Source organism: Paenibacillus soyae, assembly GCF_024623455.1.
Taxonomy (GTDB): Bacteria; Bacillota; Bacilli; order Paenibacillales; family Paenibacillaceae; genus Pristimantibacillus; species Pristimantibacillus soyae.
In genome coordinates this window covers 440979-457929 of sequence record NZ_JANIPJ010000002.1, presented here as the reverse complement: position 1 = coordinate 457929, position 16951 = coordinate 440979, and the positions used below count along the sequence as shown (strand labels likewise).

At 57.2% G+C, this 16951-nt stretch carries 14 protein-coding genes; 13 read left to right on the top strand and 1 reads right to left on the bottom strand.

The genetic code is table 11. From position 1 onward, the window contains the following. Positions 1 to 4 precede the first annotated feature (4 nt). Positions 5 to 1396: a tRNA (N(6)-L-threonylcarbamoyladenosine(37)-C(2))-methylthiotransferase MtaB gene (gene mtaB / locus NQZ67_RS04785; protein WP_257443237.1), complete on the top strand. Its 1392-nt coding sequence runs from the start codon at positions 5 to 7 to the stop codon at positions 1394 to 1396. A gap of 106 nt (positions 1397 to 1502) precedes the next feature. Next, a complete protein-coding gene (locus NQZ67_RS04780) occupies positions 1503 to 1937 on the top strand; it encodes an NUDIX hydrolase (RefSeq protein WP_257443235.1) in 435 nt (144 codons plus the stop codon). 9 nt (positions 1938 to 1946) lie between these two features. Here the strand turns inward: NQZ67_RS04780 and NQZ67_RS04775 are convergent, their stop codons facing one another. Then, on the bottom strand, positions 1947 to 2927 hold the full coding sequence (locus NQZ67_RS04775; RefSeq protein ID WP_257443233.1) for a Na/Pi cotransporter family protein: 981 nt from the start codon (positions 2925 to 2927) through the stop codon (positions 1947 to 1949). A gap of 97 nt (positions 2928 to 3024) precedes the next feature. Between NQZ67_RS04775 and NQZ67_RS04770 the strand changes: the two genes are divergently transcribed. The 11 genes from NQZ67_RS04770 (at position 3025) to NQZ67_RS04720 (ending at position 16937) form a co-directional block, all read left to right on the top strand. Beyond that, positions 3025 to 4389: a class I SAM-dependent rRNA methyltransferase gene (locus NQZ67_RS04770; protein ID WP_257443232.1), complete on the top strand. Its 1365-nt coding sequence runs from the start codon at positions 3025 to 3027 to the stop codon at positions 4387 to 4389. 237 nt (positions 4390 to 4626) lie between these two features. Next, positions 4627 to 8124: a helicase-exonuclease AddAB subunit AddB gene (addB, locus tag NQZ67_RS04765; protein ID WP_257443230.1), complete on the top strand. Its 3498-nt coding sequence runs from the start codon at positions 4627 to 4629 to the stop codon at positions 8122 to 8124. Positions 8125 to 8128: 4 nt separating this feature from the next. Next, the gene (addA, locus tag NQZ67_RS04760) at positions 8129 to 11968 is read left to right on the top strand and encodes a helicase-exonuclease AddAB subunit AddA (RefSeq protein WP_257443229.1); all 3840 of its coding nucleotides are present in this window, start codon (positions 8129 to 8131) and stop codon (positions 11966 to 11968) included. Between the two features lie 32 nt (positions 11969 to 12000). Next, positions 12001 to 12615 carry a hypothetical protein gene (locus NQZ67_RS04755; RefSeq protein ID WP_257443228.1) on the top strand — a complete coding sequence of 205 codons (615 nt, stop codon included), beginning with the start codon at positions 12001 to 12003 and terminating at the stop codon, positions 12613 to 12615. A gap of 70 nt (positions 12616 to 12685) precedes the next feature. Next, the gene (locus NQZ67_RS30290; RefSeq protein ID WP_306812689.1) at positions 12686 to 13093 is read left to right on the top strand and encodes a hypothetical protein; all 408 of its coding nucleotides are present in this window, start codon (positions 12686 to 12688) and stop codon (positions 13091 to 13093) included. Between the two features lie 119 nt (positions 13094 to 13212). Next, entirely contained in the window at positions 13213 to 13566 is a 354-nt protein-coding gene (locus tag NQZ67_RS04745; RefSeq protein WP_257443226.1) for a histidine triad nucleotide-binding protein, read from the top strand. An 85-nt stretch (positions 13567 to 13651) separates the two neighbouring features. Beyond that, positions 13652 to 13825: a 30S ribosomal protein S21 gene (rpsU, locus tag NQZ67_RS04740; RefSeq protein ID WP_005547957.1), complete on the top strand. Its 174-nt coding sequence runs from the start codon at positions 13652 to 13654 to the stop codon at positions 13823 to 13825. Positions 13826 to 13840: 15 nt separating this feature from the next. Beyond that, complete coding sequence (locus NQZ67_RS04735) at positions 13841 to 14284, top strand: GatB/YqeY domain-containing protein (RefSeq protein WP_257443204.1); 444 nt, start codon at positions 13841 to 13843, stop codon at positions 14282 to 14284. Between the two features lie 180 nt (positions 14285 to 14464). Continuing rightward, positions 14465 to 14743 (top strand): sporulation protein YqfC, encoded by a 279-nt coding sequence (gene yqfC, locus NQZ67_RS04730; protein WP_257443202.1) that lies wholly within the window; start codon positions 14465 to 14467, stop codon positions 14741 to 14743. Between the two features lie 22 nt (positions 14744 to 14765). Then, a complete protein-coding gene (gene yqfD / locus NQZ67_RS04725) occupies positions 14766 to 15959 on the top strand; it encodes a sporulation protein YqfD (protein WP_257443200.1) in 1194 nt (397 codons plus the stop codon). Between the two features lie 6 nt (positions 15960 to 15965). Further along, positions 15966 to 16937, top strand: coding sequence for a PhoH family protein (locus tag NQZ67_RS04720; RefSeq protein ID WP_257443393.1), 972 nt, complete (start codon positions 15966 to 15968; stop codon positions 16935 to 16937). Positions 16938 to 16951: the final 14 nt, after the last annotated feature.

The following is a 16951-nucleotide window of genomic DNA, read 5'->3' as shown; positions in this document are numbered from 1 at the left end:
CATCATGCCATCAGTCGCGTTTTACACACTAGGCTGCAAGGTGAACTTCTACGATACGGAAGCGATCTGGCAGCTATTCAAAAATGAGGGTTACGAGCAAGTCGATTTCGAAGAATCGACGGCGGACGTTTATTTGATCAACACTTGTACAGTAACCAATACAGGGGATAAGAAAAGCCGTCAAATTATTCGCCGCGCCGTCCGGCGCAATCCCGACGCGATCATTGCGGTAACGGGCTGCTACGCGCAAACGTCGCCGGCGGAGATCATGGCGATCGAAGGCGTCGATCTCGTCATCGGGACGCAGGACCGCGAGAAAATCATGTCCTTCGTCAAACAAATCCAAGATGACCGCAAGCCGGTCAACGCGGTGCGCAATATCATGAAGACGCGCAGCTTCGAGGAGCTGGATGTGCCGGATTTCGCCGAGCGCACTCGCGCGTTCCTGAAAATTCAGGAAGGCTGCAATAACTTCTGCACCTTCTGCATCATTCCTTGGTCGCGCGGACTGTCCCGCAGCCGCGATCCGCAAAGCGTGCTTGAGCAAGCCAAAGCTCTGGTTGCCGCGGGCTACAAGGAAATCGTCCTCACCGGCATTCACACCGGCGGATACGGCGACGATATGGAGAACTACAACCTGACCAGCCTTCTCTGGGATCTCGACAAAGTCGAGGGGCTGGAACGCATCCGGATCAGCTCGATCGAAGCCAGCCAAATCGACGACGCGATGATCGAGGTGCTGAATAAGTCCAGCAAAATGTGCCGTCACCTGCACATTCCGCTGCAAGCGGGCGAAAACAGCGTCTTGAAACGCATGCGCAGGAAATATACGACGGAGGAATTCGCCGCAAAAATTAAACGTCTGCATGAAGCGATGCCGGGAGTGGCAATTACGACGGACGTCATCGTCGGATTCCCCGGCGAGACGGAAGAGATGTTCGAGAGCGGCTACCGGTTCATGGAGGAGCTCGGCTTCGCAGAGATGCACGTATTCCCATATTCGAAGCGGACGGGTACGCCTGCCGCGCGCATGGAAGATCAAGTCGACGAGGAAATCAAGAACGAACGCGTTCATAAGCTGATCGACTTGTCGGAAAAAATGCAGCTGCAGTATGCCAAGAAATATGTTGGCGCCGTGCTGGACGTCATTCCGGAGCGCGACTACAAGGGAGCACCGGGACAAGGTCTGGTCATGGGCTACACCGACAATTATTTGCAGGTTGTTTTCGACGGCACGGAAGACATGATCGGCAAGCTATGCCGCGTGAAAATTACGGAAGCGGGCGTGAACGAATGCCGCGGCCAATTTATCCGCGTGCTGGAATCCCAAGTCGAGGCCGCGAAGCCTGATGCGCGGACAATCAAAGCCGTGCGTCCGGAGGCCATGCAAGCTTAAACGGGAGTACAAAGCGGGATTCCTTTTTCTTTTCGCCTCGGATGAAAAGATGAAGGAATCCTTTGCTGCATATACTAATGCGTAAATGTTGCAGGGGGGAAGGCACATGGTGGAGATTTCCGCAGGCGGTGTCGTATACCGCCACAATGAGCAAGGAGAGCTGCAAATACAGCTTATACAGGACCGCTACGGCAAAGTGTCGCTCCCGAAAGGGAAGATGGAGGCGGGCGAGACGGTGGAGCAGACTGCCCTACGCGAAATCGCGGAGGAAACCGGGCTTCAAGGCGTCATTGTCGCTCCGATCGACCAGATTAAATATCAATACGAGCACAGCGAGCACGGTACGGTGAACAAGGAAGTGCATTATTACCTCGTAGAGGCTGTAGGCGGCAAGCATCAGGCCCAGGTCGAGGAAATCCGCGGCGTAGACTGGTTCGAGCCGCTCGAAGCTTGGCGGAAACAGAGGCAATCCGGCTACGACAACAACCATCGGATCGTCTCCGGAGCGCTTCAGCTGCTCGGCATCTCGGTCAATTCGTAATGCCTGGCATCAGCTGAGCTCCACCGTATCGAGGCGGCGGAAGAAGCTCAAATAACAAATGGGCAGCGCGAGCACCGAGCAAGCGATATTGAATATCGTCTGGGCATGCGCGATCTGCGAAGCCGGGGAATGGGAAAGCCATCCCGATACGGCCGTCAGCTCGCCGATCAGCGGGACGAACAGGAGCGCTCCGATCAGATTGAGCAGCGTATGCGAATAGGCGACGTATCGGCCTGCGCGTGAGCCGCCGATAGACGCCAGCAGCGCGGTTACGCACGTTCCGATGTTAGATCCGAGAACGAGCGCGACGCCAAGCTCCGGAGTCATCGCGCCGATGCTGACGAAGCCCATGACAAGGCCGATAACCGCGGCGCTGCTATGGATGGCGGCCGTTAGAATGGCGCCGGCGGCGAGCCCCCACCAGATGCCCGTACCGGCTTTGTCGATGAACCATGTGAACATTTCGCTCTGCTGAACCGCAGGACCGATGGACTGCATCATCGTAAGGCCGAATAACAGCAGACCGAAGCCGCAAACGGCAACGGATACGGAGCGGACGATCTCCATCCAAGGCGGGAGCGTTAGCCGGGGGATAAGGCGCGCTTCCCCAAGAAGCGCGGTTATGAGCCATACGCCAATCGACGCGATGAGAAGGGGCTTCGCCAAGCCATGAATGTTAAGACCGATTAATTCGGTCGTGACCGTCGTGCCGACATTGGTTCCGAGGATGATGCCGAGCGTGCGCGGAAACGTAAGCAAGCCGGCATTGACCATGCCGATCGAAATAATCGTAACCGCGGTGCTGCTCTGAAGAAACGCGGTCGTTACCGTGCCGACAGCCAGGCCGTGAAGCGGCGTCTTGGTCGAGCGCTGAAGCACCTGAGAAAGGTAGGGACCAGCTAGACGGTGCAGGGCAAGCTCCATCAGCTTCATGCCGCACATGAACACCGCGAAGCCGAGCAGCATAGGGACCATAAGATCGTGAATCATTCGCATAATCTCCTTCTCGTTTCAAGCGATTATCTATATTTATGCGTGCGGCAAAACAAGCATGACAAGCCCGTACATAGAGAGGAAGAATCATAAGTTGAGAGAGCAAGCCCGAATCGTGTTGAACAAAGCGCGCAAAAAAAGAACCGAGCAAGGCCATCCCTGGATTTTCGCGAGCGATATCGACCGGATGGAGGGGAGCGCGGAGCCGGGCGGCCTGGTCGACGTTGTCAACCATCAAGGCCGTTATTTGGCTACGGGATATTGGAATCCCAAATCTCAAATTACCGTCCGCGTCGTATCCTATGAGAGTATACAAGAGATGGGACAAGCCTTTTTGGCGGAGCGGCTGACACGCTGCAAGGAGCATCGGAAGCGCTTCGTCGCCGACCGGGACTGCCGGCTCGTGTACGGGGAAGCGGATTTTCTGCCGGGGCTGATCGTGGATCGGTTCGGCGACGTGCTCGTCGTGCAAATTCTTACGCTCGGCATGGAAGCCGTCAAGGAACAGCTGGTGAATGCCCTCGTGGAAGTTTTCGAACCGGCCGGCATCTATGAACGCAGCGACGTAAGCGTACGCGGATTGGAAGGATTGGAAGAGAGAAAAGGTATTTTGTACGGGACATGCGAGCCGATCGTCCAAATCGAAGAGAACGGTCTCTCGATGGAAGTCGATATCGTGGAAGGTCAGAAGACAGGCTACTTCTTCGATCAGCGCGAGAACCGCGCGTCGATCGCGCCTCTTATGAAGGGCTGGGGAGCCAAAAGCGGCATTCAGCTCGCTCCGCACCCCGAAGACCCCGAGGCGGGAGAGGTGCCCGTCAACGCGAACGGCAAGGTCGTCACGTTTCCCTATTGGGACGGCGCGACGGTTCTGGAATGTTTTGCCCATACGGGAAGCTTCACGCTGCACGCCTGCCGTTACGGCGCGAAGAAAGTAACCTGCCTTGACGTCTCCCAGCATGCCATCGACACGGCGAAACGAAACGTCGATCGCAACGGTTTCTCGGATCGGGTGGAATTCGTCGTCGCGGATGCGTTCCAGTATTTGAGAGACCAAGTGAAGGGGCTGGAAGAGAGGAAAAGCAGGGCGGCGGGAAGCGCGGACACCTCGAAGAAGCTCGGTGCGGCGGGACGGACTTGGGACGTCGTCATTCTCGATCCTCCGGCTTTCGCCAAGACGCGAAACGCGGTGCAAGGAGCATGCAGAGGCTATAAAGATATTAATCTGCAGGGGCTTAAGCTGGTGAACGAAGGCGGATATCTGGTGACGGCGAGCTGCTCTTACCATATGCGTCCCGACTTGTTCCTGGAGACGATCCACGAAGCCGCGAACGACGCGGGGAAGCTGCTCCGATTGGTCGAATGGCGCGCCGCGGGCAAGGATCATCCGCAGCTGCTCGGCGTGAACGAAGGCCATTATTTGAAGTTCGCCATCTTCGAGGTTCGAAGCAAGGTTTGATTTGATATTTGTAGTTGGATAAATAGAATGTTCAAAAGGCGGTTTTCAGCACCGAGAAGTTTGGATGAAGCTGGGAATTGAGGAGCGGAGCGTAGCAGCGCTACGTGAGCACCGGAAATTCTGGCTGAATTCAAAATACGATGTCGAATATGCATGAGTGGAATACTTCGTGATCAAAAGCAGTCTTTTTGAACCTCATTATCAGCAGCATGACATCTCGGGGGAGGAGAGCCAATTATGCCGCTACGATTTATTATTGGACGGGCAGGCTCCGGGAAAACGAGCTACTGCCTGGAGGAAATTCGCGGGCTGATGCGGAGAGAGCCGGACGGCGCTCCGCTTATTATGCTTGTTCCGGAGCAGGCCACGTTCCAGACGGAATATACGCTTCTGCGCGGCGGGGACGTCCGAGGCTCGCTTCGCGCCCAGGCGCTGAGCTTCCGAAGATTGGCGTTCCGCGTCATGCAGGAGACAGGCGGCACGGCTCTCGTGCCGATCGGCGATACGGGCAAGTCCATGCTTTTATACAAAATCGTGCATAAGCTTTCAACCGAGCTGGAGCTGTTCCGGGGCGGCGCCGAGCAGGCCGGCTTTATCGAGCGGCTGTCCGAGCTGCTAACCGAATGGAAAAGGTACGGTATCGGCGCGGACGGCATGAAGCGGTTCTCGGACGAGACGAACGCCGCGGACGGTCTCCTGAAGCGCAAGCTTCATGACCTCGTTCTGATCTACGAGTCGATGGAGCGCGAGCTGGCCGGGAAATACGTGGACGCCGAGGACTATTTGGAGCGGCTGTGCGTCGGCTACGCTCATGCCGCGTCCATGAAGGACGCAAAGTATTGGGTGGACGGCTTCCATGGCTTCACGCCGACGGAATTCGAAGCACTTGGAGCGCTGCTGGCGAATGGCGCCGAGGTTAACGTCGCCTTGACGTTAAACCGGGCATATGCACCGGGCGAACGCCCCCATGAGCTCGAGCTGTTCCATCCGACCGCGGAGACGTTCGCGAAGCTGATGGAGCTCGCGGAGAAGGTCGGAGCGCAGGTAGCGGACCCTGTCGATTTGAACCAAGGACCGCTGCCGAGATTCAAGGGAAGTCCGATGCTGGCCCATCTCGAGAAGCATTACGACAAACGGGTTCCGTATCTCATTAGGGCGGCGCAAGCCGAGGAGGAAATGCCTGGAGACATCAGGCTTATCGCGGCGCCGAACCGAAGGGCGGAAGTCGAGGCCGTGGCCCGGGATATTCGGACAAAAGCTCGAGATGGCGTTCGTTTTCGCGAAATGGCCGTACTCGTTCGGAATGCTGAGGATTATGCCGATTATTTTTCGGTCATATTCAGCGACTATCAAATTCCCTATTTCGTCGATCAGAAGTCCAAGGCGCTGCATCATCCGCTCGTGGAATTTATCCGCTCCGCGCTGGAGACGGTGCTTCACGGCTGGCGATACGACGCCGTATTCCGCTGCATCAAGACGGAGATGCTGTTCCCAGCCGACGGCAGCCTCCCTCGCGAATGGTTCGACCGGCTGGAGAACTATTCGCTTGCCGCGGGGATCGACGGCTGGAAGTGGCAGGACGCCAAATGCTGGAGGCCTCTCGCCAAGGTTTCGCTTGAGGATGACGAGGAGATGGAGACTAGCGTCTCCGCAAGCGCTCAAAGAGAGTTCGATATTGTAATGGCGGCAAGAGAGGCCGTCGTCCCGCCGCTCAAGAGGTTTGGCGATTCCTTGCGCAAGGCGGGAAGCGTAAGGCAGATGTGCGAGGCGCTGTACCGGCTGCTCGAGCAGACGGACGCGGCTGACCGTTTGGAGCGTTGGAGCACGGAGGATATGGAACGCGGCGAGCCGCTGCGGAGCCGCACCCACCGTCAGCTCTGGGATAACGTGATGGCGCTGCTGGACCAGCTGGTGGAGCTCGCCGGCGATCAGGAGATTGCTCCGGAGCTGTTCGCCGGCATGGTGGAGGCCGGCCTCGACAGCTTGAATCTGGCATCCGTCCCGCCGTCGATTGACGAAGTGCTCATCGGCAGCATGGAACGGACCCGTTCGGGCAGCGTCCGCGTCTGTTATGTGCTCGGTGCGAATGACGGCGTCATGCCGATGAGGGTGAAGGAAGACGGGATATTGACCGAAGCCGAACGCGAAACGCTGGTCGACGGGGGACTCGAGATGGCGCCAAGCGTGCGAAGAAGGCTTCTCGACGAGCGATTCATGATCTATAACGCGCTTACGACGCCTGGCGAATCGCTGTGGATCAGCTGGTCCTCCGCGGACGAAGAAGGCAAGACGCTGCTTCCATCCGAGATCATTCGCGGCATTCGGGGGCTGTTCCCGGGTCTGGCCGTGCGGGAGACCTCCGCCGAGCCGGCGACGGATATGGGCGCCGAAGACCTGGCCGTATTCCTTCAGCATCCCGAACGCGCGCTGTCGCATCTGATCAAAGCTCTCCGCTCGTGGCAGCATGGCGAAGCGATCGCGCCCTTGTGGTGGGGGCTATACAATTGGTATGCGGTTCGTCCGGAATGGCAGCCTAAGCTGCAGCGGCTCGTGCGCTCCTTGACGTACCATAACCGGGAGGATGCGCTCCCTCGTCCTCTCGCGAGAGAGCTGTACGGGGACCGGTTATCCGTAAGCGTGTCCCGGATGGAAAGGTTCGTCTCCTGTCCGTTCCAGCATTTCGCCATACACGGTCTGAAGCTTCGCGAACGGAAGCTCTACCGGCTGGAGGCTCCGGATGTCGGGCAGCTGTTCCATGCGGCCCTCAGCAAGCTGGCGGGAACGCTGGATAACCGATGGGGCAGGCTCTCGCGCCAAGAAATCAAGAACGAAGCGGCGAAAACGGTGGACGAACTCGCGCCGAAGCTGCAATCCCAAATTTTGCTCAGCAGCGGAAGATTCCAATTCATCGCCCGGAAGCTGAAGGAGATCGTCGCGCAGGCCGCCGTTATTCTGGGCGAGCACGCGAGGCGCGCGCAGTTCAAGCCCGTCGCGACGGAGGTCGATTTCGGACCGGGCGGGACGATCCCCGCTTTGATTCTGCCGCTTGAGGATGGCGCGGAGCTGGAGCTCGTGGGACGCATCGACCGAGTTGACGCGGCGGAAACGGAGCAAGGCTTGCTGCTTCGGGTACTCGACTACAAGTCGAGCTCGACCTCGCTGAAGCTGGAGGAAGTCGTTCACGGCTTGTCTCTTCAAATGCTCACGTATCTGGACGTTCTGATCACGCATTCGGAAGAGTGGCTCGGCAAGCCCGCGTCACCCGCGGGAGTGCTTTATTTCCACGTCCACAATCCTTTGCTCCAGCTTCCGAACGGAATCGAGCCGCGCGAAGTATCATCGAAGCTGCTCAAGCGGTTCAAAACAAAAGGCCTGCTGACCGCCGACGCGGAAGTAGCAAGGCTCATGGACGGGGAGCTCGAAACGGGTTATTCCGATATCCTGCCGCTGGCGATCAAGAAAGACGACAGCTTCTACAGCAGCTCGTCGGTCGTGACGGAGGAGCAATGGACGAGCCTGCGGCGTTCGGTAAGAAGCATGATCGGCCGGATCGGCACCACCATTCTGGAGGGGGACGTCTCGATCGAGCCTTACCGTTTAGGCGCCAAATCGCCTTGCCAGTTTTGCGATTACAAGGCCGTATGCCAATTCGATCCACTGTTCGAGGGCAACGACTACCGGAAGCTAGGAAGAACGACCAAAGAAGACGTATGGCGGCAGCTGGAGGGGGAGTGACGACATGACGAACATCATGCCGGCGAAGCCGGAGAACAGCACCTGGACGGATGATCAGTGGGAGGCCATCGTAACCGGAGGCGAGAACGTGCTCGTAGCCGCCGCCGCGGGCTCGGGCAAGACGGCGGTGCTGGTAGAGCGCATCATTCGCAAAATCTCGTCTCATACCGATGTGGACCGTCTGCTGGTCGCCACCTTCACGAAAGCGGCCGCGGCCGAAATGAAGGACAGAATCCGACTCGCGCTCGAGAAGGAGCTGGAGCGCCACCCGGATTCCGAGCATTTGCGGAAGCAGCTGGCGCTTATGGGCAAAGCGTCGATCACGACGCTTCATTCCTTCTGTCTGGACGTTATTCGGCGTTATTATCCGCTTATCGGCCTCGACCCGGGCTTCCGGATCGCCAACGAAACGGAGAGCGAGCTGATGCGGCTTGACGTGCTTGACGAGCTGTTCGAGGAGAAATACGGCGGCGAATCCGAACCGGACGGCGCATTCCTGCTGCTGGCCGACCGATACGGCGGAGAGCGCGGGGACGAGCCTCTGTACCAATTGGTGCAGAGCTTGTACGACTTCGCCCAAAGCCATCCGTGGCCGGAGCATTGGCTGAGGGAGACGGCGGCGGCCTTCGAAGCGGCAACCGTCGACGAGCTGGAGGGCAGCACATGGGTGGCTTCTCTTCGCGCGGACATTTTGCTCGCGCTCGATGGCGCCGCGGCAAGGCTGCGCCAAGCCCTGGAGCTGACCCGCCAGCCCGCGGGTCCCGCGCCTTACGCGGAGGCGTTGTCCGCCGATCTGGCGCTCGTGGAACAGCTTCTGGAGAGCGTATGGACGACCACCTGGAGACATTGGGGCGAGGCGTTCAGGCAAGCGGCTTTCGGAAAATTGAAGGCGATGCGGGGAGACGAATACGATAAATCGCTTCAGGAGCAGGCCAAGGAGCTTCGGGAAAGCGCGAAGAAGCTGGTTTCCGGGCTGGCGGAGGAATTGTTCGGGCGGGACGCGGAGGAGTTCGCCGAGGAACTCGAGGAGCTTGCGCCCTTGATGAAGACGCTGGCCGAGCTGGTCATCGCCTTCGGCGAGCGGTACGAGGCGGCCAAAAGATCGAAGGGCTTGCTGGATTTCGGCGATTTGGAGCATTATTGCCTGCGCATTCTGCGGGCGCCCGAATCTTCGCCCGAGCGGATGCTGCCTTCGATCGCCGCGCTGGATTACCAGCAAACGTTCGACGAAATCCTGCTGGACGAATATCAGGATACGAATATGGTGCAGGAAGCCATCGTATCGCTGATCGAGCGGCCCGGCGCAGGCAACCGGTTCATGGTAGGCGATGTCAAACAAAGCATTTACCGGTTTCGCTTGGCGGAGCCAAACCTGTTCTTGGCCAAATATAAAGCGTACCGGAGCAAGACGGATGGTCAGATCGGCTCGGCAGAAACCGAGTCCACCGGCAAGCGGATCGACCTCGCGCGCAATTTCCGAAGCCGCCGGGAGGTCGTGGACGGCGTTAACGGCGTATTCCGGGGCATCATGCGGGAGAAAGTAGCCGAGATGGACTACGACAGCCGCGCGGAATTGGTATGCGGGGCGTCTTACCCGGATCCTCTGTACCCGGGAAGCTGCAACGTGCAATTCGCGGTGCTCGACCGCGGCACCGGCAAAGAAGAGGAAGAAGCAGATCCGTCTCTGGATGCGGAGCAGACAGGCGATGAAGGGGCGGAAGGCGGTTCCTCCTCCGGGGAGGAGCTTGCCGACCTGAAGGTCGCTCAGCTGGAGGCCCGGTGGATCGGGGCGCAGCTGAGAGAGCTCATCGACAGCGGGTTCCAAGTGTATGACGGCAAGAAAAAAGCTTACCGTCCCCTGCAGTGGCGTGACGTCGTGATTCTGCTTCGCGCGACCCAAAGCTGGTCGCCGGTTATAATCGAAGAGCTGCAGCAGCTGGGCGTTCCGGCATACGCGGAGCTTAGCAGCGGCTATTTCGAAGCGACGGAAGTCGAGACGATGCTGTCGCTGCTGAGGGTTATCGATAATCCGTATCAGGACATACCGCTCGCAGCCGCGCTTCGCTCTCCGATGTTCGGCATGACGGCGGAAGAGCTCGCGCGCGTCCGCATTGAAGCGCATCACGCCTCTTATTACGAAGCCGTGCTGCGCGCCGCCGGCTCCGAACGGCTAGGCGAGGAGGCGAGATTGAAGCTCGCCGGCTTCCTGGACCGGCTGGACCGCTGGCGGAACGAGGCGCGTCAAGGCTCCTTGGCGGAGCTGTTATGGCGAATTTACCGCGAGACGGGGTATTACGACTTCGTCGGCGGCTTGCCGGGAGGAGCGCAGCGCCAAGCCAATCTGCGAGCCCTTCACGACCGGGCAAGGCAGTACGAAGCGACTTCCTTCCGGGGCTTGTTCCGTTTCCTGCGATTCATTGAGCGGATGAGGGACAGCGGCGGGGATCTCGGCACGGCGGGCGCTCTGGGCGAGGGCGAGGACGTCGTCCGGATCATGTCCATTCATAAGAGCAAGGGGCTCGAGTTTCCCTTCGTATTCGTTGCCGGGCTAGGCAAGCGATTCAACGAGCAGGATACGAGAAGCGCTTTTCTGAAGCATAAAACGCTGGGCTTCGGGCCCCGCCGCGTAGACACCGAGCAGCGGATCAGCTATCCATCGCTTCCGTTTCTCGCGATACGCCGGAAGCTCCGGATGGAGATGCTCGCGGAAGAAATGCGCATCCTGTACGTGGCGCTGACGAGGCCGAAGGAGAAGATGTATCTGGTAGGCACGGTTTCCGACGCGGACAAAGCGCTGACCCGCTGGTCGCAAGCGCGGGACGGACAAGGCGGCGTCTCCGACTACAGTATCGCGACGGCGCGTTCGTTCATCGATTGGCTGGGACCTCTCGCCTCGGATCGGCTGGTGCTTGAGCAGTCTTCGCTTGCATGGGAAGCGGCGATCGCGCCCGCCGAGCTGTTCGTGAACGAAGCGGCCGCCTCGATGGAGGCTGAGCCGGACGAGAATGCGGAGATGGCACGCGAACGTCTGCAGGCGGTCGTTTCCCTGGCGCTGATCGACGATGCGGAAGCGGATCCTGAGCTGCAAGGCAGGCTGGAGTGGCAGTATCCGCACCAGGCCGCGATCGGCATGCCGGCCAAAACGTCCGTTACGGAGATGAAGCGCCTGCATGCGGAGCCGCCGGCGGACGCTGCCGAATGGGAACCGGAGCGCGCGACTTCCAGCCAGGATCCGCCAAAAGCAGGCATTCGTGGCTCCGCTCCGGTCGAGCAAAGCTTCACGCTTCGCCTGCGCAGACCTTCCTTCATGGAGGAGAAGTCGCTGACGGCGGCGGAGAGAGGCTCGGTTCACCATCTGCTTATGCAGCATGTTCCGCTCGACGGCCCGATCAGAGGCGATGGAGTCCGCGAATTAATGGACCGGATGATCGAGAAGCAGCTTCTAACGCCCGCGCAAGCGGACGCGATCGATCCATTGTCCATTACGGAGTTCTACGGCAGCGAGCTCGGCAGACGGCTGATGGGCGCCGATTGGGTGAAGCGCGAGGTGCCGTTCAGCTGCATGTTTCCTGCGGGCCGCGTCTATGCGCGGCCGGACGACCAGCTAGCCGGCGAGCCGATTTTGATCCAGGGCGTCATCGACTGTTTGTTCCAGGACGAGCGGGGACTCACGCTTCTTGATTACAAAACGGACCGAATCGTGAATGAAGGCTGGGACAAGGCGGCGGAACGCCACCGATTCCAGCTGGAGCTTTACGCGGAAGCCATCGGGATGACGTTTGGCAGGAAGGTAGACGAGTTGTATTTGTACTTCTTCGACGGCGGCCGTTTCGTCAAGCTGTAGGAGGATACGACCCATAGGAAAGGAGGAGAACCATGGAGCAGCAACCAAAAGGGAAGCGATCGATAGCGCTGCCCGTTACTTTGGTCTTGCTCGTCATGAGCTTGATGGGCAATGTTCTCTTGTATACGAAGCATATCGAGCATACCCGGGGCAATGCTTATGATACGGGAGAAGCGATCTTCACGGGCTTCAAGGACGGCCAAAGCGAGCTTGCTTATTGGGCTGAGATCGCAGAACAGGCAAGCTTGCTCGCCGATACGGACGCCGAATCGGCGAGATTGACGGCCGAGCATCTAGGCGGTGCGATGCTGCAGGCGGAGCATAGCGGCATTGCCGCCATTATGGACCACGCGGCCGTTATTGGCGGCGAGCGATTCGGAGAAGCTCCGGCCGCATACGATGCATTCGTGAACAATTGGCATGACCGCTTGCTGGCGATCGGCGAAGGAGAAGGCGCGCTGAATCCGGACGAACGGAAAGCGGTAATGGCGCTGATGGATCATCTCGCCGGCCTAACGGAACTGATTACGGCGTTCCCGTACGAGATTGAAGGAAGCCGCAACGCGATGTACCGCTTGTCCGGCGGGCACGATTGGCTGGATTTGGCCGATGAAATCCAGTCGTCTTTGAGAGCGGCGGGGACCTAACATTTTGGTCGCGACGCAGTAGCCAACTGCCTACTTCCGCATATGATGAGGTGACAGGAGGCTGATGACTATGGAAAATGTGACGAATGGAATGCAACACTTGCAATCCCTGCAACCTATGCAACCCGTGCAACCGATGCAACCCGTGAATGCGATGAATGCGATGCAAGCCGCGAATGTGACAGATACGGCGGACCTTTCGCAAGTTCCGCATAAGAAGGGCCATTGCGAGAAGCATATGCATCGCTACGTCATGGTACAGACCAGCGACGGGACGCTTCAAGACGGATTCATCGAGCACGTGGACGACGATATGGTGTACTTAGCGATTCCGTATTGCGCGGGAGAAGTCGATGATCGCGCGTTTTTCCCTTACGGCGGGTTTGGTTATCCGTTTTTCCCTCGCCGCCGTTTTTACCGCAGGGCCTTCCCTCTCGGAGCGCTGTTGGCTTTATCCTTGCTGCCTTTTTATTATTAATAGCGGAACGCACCCGAAGCCGAACCGGAGCTATATCTCCGGTTCGGCTTTCCGTATTGGACGAGCGCTCAAATTTTCGTTATGATAGGTAAAAGGACATGTGAGGAGGTAGAAGAAAAATGGACTGCATTTTCTGCAAAATCGTCGAAGGCTCCATCCCGTCCAAAAAAGTGTTCGAAAACGAACGCGTTTTGGCGTTTCAGGACATACAGCCGGCTGCGCCCGTACATATATTGATCATCCCGAAGAAGCATATTCCAACGATGAACGATGTCGCGGACGAGGATAACGGGCTGATCGGCGAGTTGTTTGCCGCCGCGCGGCAGATCGCCAAAGAGCAAGGAATCGCGGAAGCGGGATACCGTCTGATCAACAACGTGAACAGCGACGGAGGGCAGGTCGTCTACCACCTGCACATCCATTTGTTAGGCGGCCAGAAGCTGGGCGGATTATTGCCAGCCATCGGAAGTTGACACTGGGTTTCTGTTTACTCTATAATGAAATTTGATAAACCGTGTTATAGCTCTGGACGGTCTGTTTCGGAGGGAGGGAAAACTGGTGTCTGAAACTAAAGTTCGCAAAAACGAAACTATTGATGCTGCGCTTCGCCGCTTTAAACGTTCCATCGCTAAAGACGGTGTTTTGGCTGAGGTGAAAAAACGCAAGCATTACGAAAAGCCAAGTGTAAAGCGCAAGAAAAAGTCCGAGGCTGCGCGTAAGAGAAAGTTTTAGGAGGAGCCTTGCATAATGAACCTGAGCGAACGATTGAACGACGATATGAAGCAAGCCATGAAGAGTCAGGACAAGTTCAAGCTGACCACCATCCGCATGATGCGTGCGTCCGTTAAGAATATGGAGATTGAACTTAAGCGTCCCCTGGAAGATAATGAAGTGCTTGATATATTAAGTCGCGAGATCAAAATACGTAAAGATTCCCTCCAAGAGTTTCAAAAAGCCGGCCGCGATGACCTGGTAACGGGTCTTGCAGCAGAAATTGAAATTATTAGTCAATACCTTCCCGAGCAGCTGACTGAAGAAGAGATTCAAGAGATAGTAAGGCAGACCATCCAAGAACTCGGTGCTTCTTCCAAAGCCGAAATGGGGAAAGTGATGGGCGCTCTAATGCCCAAAACAAAAGGGCGCGCAGACGGTAAACTAGTAAACAAAGCTGTACAGCAATTTCTGCAATAGCATAATATCCGGACACAAAACACCCCTGTACAGGGGTGTTTTTTTTGTTATTTTTCCGTCGGATTACATAAGGGACAGGAGCTTAGCATATTTTGGTATAGCACACTTAAATATAGGTTCAAAAAGTTCGATCGGCTTTTTGAACTACCCTTTTATCGCCAAGGAGGTCAAAGCCCGTCTATGCGCCATTTGAAACGCAAATTCCACAAGCTTACGGCAGAGCTTCTCGACATGCCGCAAGATGTCGTTTATGACTTGCCTAGGCTAACCATGATTGGCGATCGCCAGCTGTATATCGAAAACCACCGGGGCGTCGTTCAGTTTTCGAGCGAACGTCTTCGTCTGGCGCTCAGCAAGGGCCAGCTGGAAGTGACGGGCAGCTCGCTGGTCATACGCACGATATGGACGGAAGAGGTTTTTATCGAAGGGATTATTACGAATATACAGCTGTTGCCATAAAAGGATTGAGGGGGAGAATAGGGTGAGGGGACAAGGGTTATTATGGTTTAAGGGCGTTGTGATCGTCGAGGCGCGGGGCGGATCGCCCGAGCAGTTCGTCAATCGGGCCTTGTCAGGAGGCCTTGCTCTGTCCGGCATTCGTTGGACAAGCAAGGGGCTTCTCCAATTCGAGGTTTCCGTCAGCGATTTTTTCCGGCTTCGCCCGTATTTGAAAGAGACAGGCTGCCGGATTCACGTAACGGATCGCAGGGGGCTGCCGTTCTGGCTGGTCAAGGCGGAGCGGAGGATTTGGTTTACGGGCGGGATCGCCCTGTTCTTCGCGATTATATTCATGTTGTCGTCGCTGGTATGGACCATTGAAGTGGATGGAAACGTGAAGCTGTCCGAGGAGCAGATCCTTCAGGCCGCGAAGCAAGAAGGATTGTATCCCATGCAATGGTCGTTCCGCCTGCAAAGCCCCGACGTGATCTCGAAGCGGCTGGTGACTGCTCTGCCGGGCACGACATGGGTCGGCGTGGAGAAGAAAGGAACCAAGGTTAGCATCCGAGTCGTGGAGATGACGATCCCGGATCTGCCGGACCTGCAAAATCCGAGGCATTTGGTCGCGTCGGCGGACGGCGTTGTCACGCAGATCATCGCGGAAACGGGCAAAGCCGTCGTGAAAAAAAATACGCGCGTCAAAAAAGGACAAACCTTGATTTCCGGCATTATCGGCTCCGAAACGAATTCCCGCGCGGTTGTCGCCAAAGGATTGGTCCGAGGGCTGGTGTGGTACGAATTTCTCGTCGAAACGCCTCTTATCCAGACAACGAAGGTTTATACGGGCGAGAAGAAAACGAAATGGTACGCCGTCATCGGCTCGCGCGCCCTTCAAATCAGCGGCTACGGCAAGGACGGCTTCGAAGCCTCCGAGACGATCGATCATCAGGAACGGTTCTCCTGGCGCAATATTACGCTGCCTTTCGGACGAATGAAGGAAACGGTGATGGAGACGGAGCTTCAGGAACGAACGCTGTCGGAGGAAGAAGCAAAAGCCGTCGGGATCATGCAGGCGAGAGCGGATGTCCTCGAAAAAGCGGGAAGCGACGCTGTCGTCAGAAGCGAATTTGTTTTGCATGAAAAGGCTGAGAATGGTAAAGTTTATATGAAAGTTCTTTTTGAAGTGGAACAATCGATTGTTCAGGAAGTGCCAATAGTCCAGATGCAGGGAGACTGAGAATTGTTGCCAATCGAAACGAAAACGATAAAAATCCCGCTAGAAAACGCAGCAGAAGGATTGGCTGTATTCGGGCCTCAGGATCGGTTTTTAAGATTAGTAGAAGAAGGCGTCGAGTCCAAAATCGCGTCCCGGGAAGCGGAAATCGTCATTACCGGACCCGAGAACGAAGCGGAGTCGCTAGAGCAGTTATACCGGGTGTTGCTGCAGCTTGTCCGGGGAGGCTACAATCCGTCGGAACGGGACGTCGCTTACGCGCTTGAGCTCGCACGCACGATGCAGGCGGAGGAGCTTCTCGACCTGTTCAAGAAGGAAGTCGCTACGACATACCGCGGCAAGAAGATTATGGTCAAGACGATCGGCCAGCGCCACTACGTCAAGACGATTCGCAAGAAGGATATCGTATTCGGCATCGGTCCCGCGGGAACGGGCAAAACCTATTTGGCGGTCGTGCTGGCGGTAACGGCTCTCAAGGAAGGCTCCGTGAAACGAATCGTATTAACCAGACCCGCGGTTGAGGCCGGCGAGAACTTGGGGTTCCTGCCAGGAGACCTGCAGGAGAAGGTGGATCCTTACCTGCGTCCTCTGTACGACGCGCTGCATGACGTGCTCGGGCCCGATCAGACGGTGAAGGCGATGGAGAGAGGCTTGATCGAGATCGCGCCGCTCGCCTACATGCGCGGCCGTACGCTGGACGATTCTTTTATTATTTTGGACGAGGCCCAGAATACGACGCCGGAGCAGATGAAGATGTTTTTAACCCGGCTCGGGTTCGGCTCCAAGATGGTCGTGACCGGAGACGTGACGCAAATCGACTTGCCAAGAGGCAAGACATCGGGGCTCATTGAAGCGCAGCGGATCCTGCGGAACATCGATGAAATCGGCTTGATCTACTTCACCGAAGGAGACGTCGTCCGCCATTCCTTGGTCCAAAAAATCATTATGGCTTATGATTGGGATACCGAAAATAAAGCCTAGAGAGGAACGAGTGC

Bases quoted from the DNA above. Each gene is read 5' to 3' on its own strand.
- mtaB (WP_257443237.1), top strand. From the start codon at position 5: ATGCCATCAGTCGCGTTTTACACACTAGGCTGCAAGGTGAACTTCTAC.
- NQZ67_RS04780 (WP_257443235.1), top strand. From the start codon at position 1,503: ATGGTGGAGATTTCCGCAGGCGGTGTCGTATACCGCCACAATGAGCAA.
- NQZ67_RS04775 (WP_257443233.1), bottom strand. From the start codon at position 2,927: ATGATTCACGATCTTATGGTCCCTATGCTGCTCGGCTTCGCGGTGTTC.
- addB (WP_257443230.1), top strand. From the start codon at position 4,627: ATGCCGCTACGATTTATTATTGGACGGGCAGGCTCCGGGAAAACGAGC.
- addA (WP_257443229.1), top strand. From the start codon at position 8,129: ATGACGAACATCATGCCGGCGAAGCCGGAGAACAGCACCTGGACGGAT.
- NQZ67_RS04755 (WP_257443228.1), top strand. From the start codon at position 12,001: ATGGAGCAGCAACCAAAAGGGAAGCGATCGATAGCGCTGCCCGTTACT.
- NQZ67_RS30290 (WP_306812689.1), top strand. From the start codon at position 12,686: ATGGAAAATGTGACGAATGGAATGCAACACTTGCAATCCCTGCAACCT.
- NQZ67_RS04745 (WP_257443226.1), top strand. From the start codon at position 13,213: ATGGACTGCATTTTCTGCAAAATCGTCGAAGGCTCCATCCCGTCCAAA.
- NQZ67_RS04735 (WP_257443204.1), top strand. From the start codon at position 13,841: ATGAACCTGAGCGAACGATTGAACGACGATATGAAGCAAGCCATGAAG.
- yqfC (WP_257443202.1), top strand. From the start codon at position 14,465: ATGCGCCATTTGAAACGCAAATTCCACAAGCTTACGGCAGAGCTTCTC.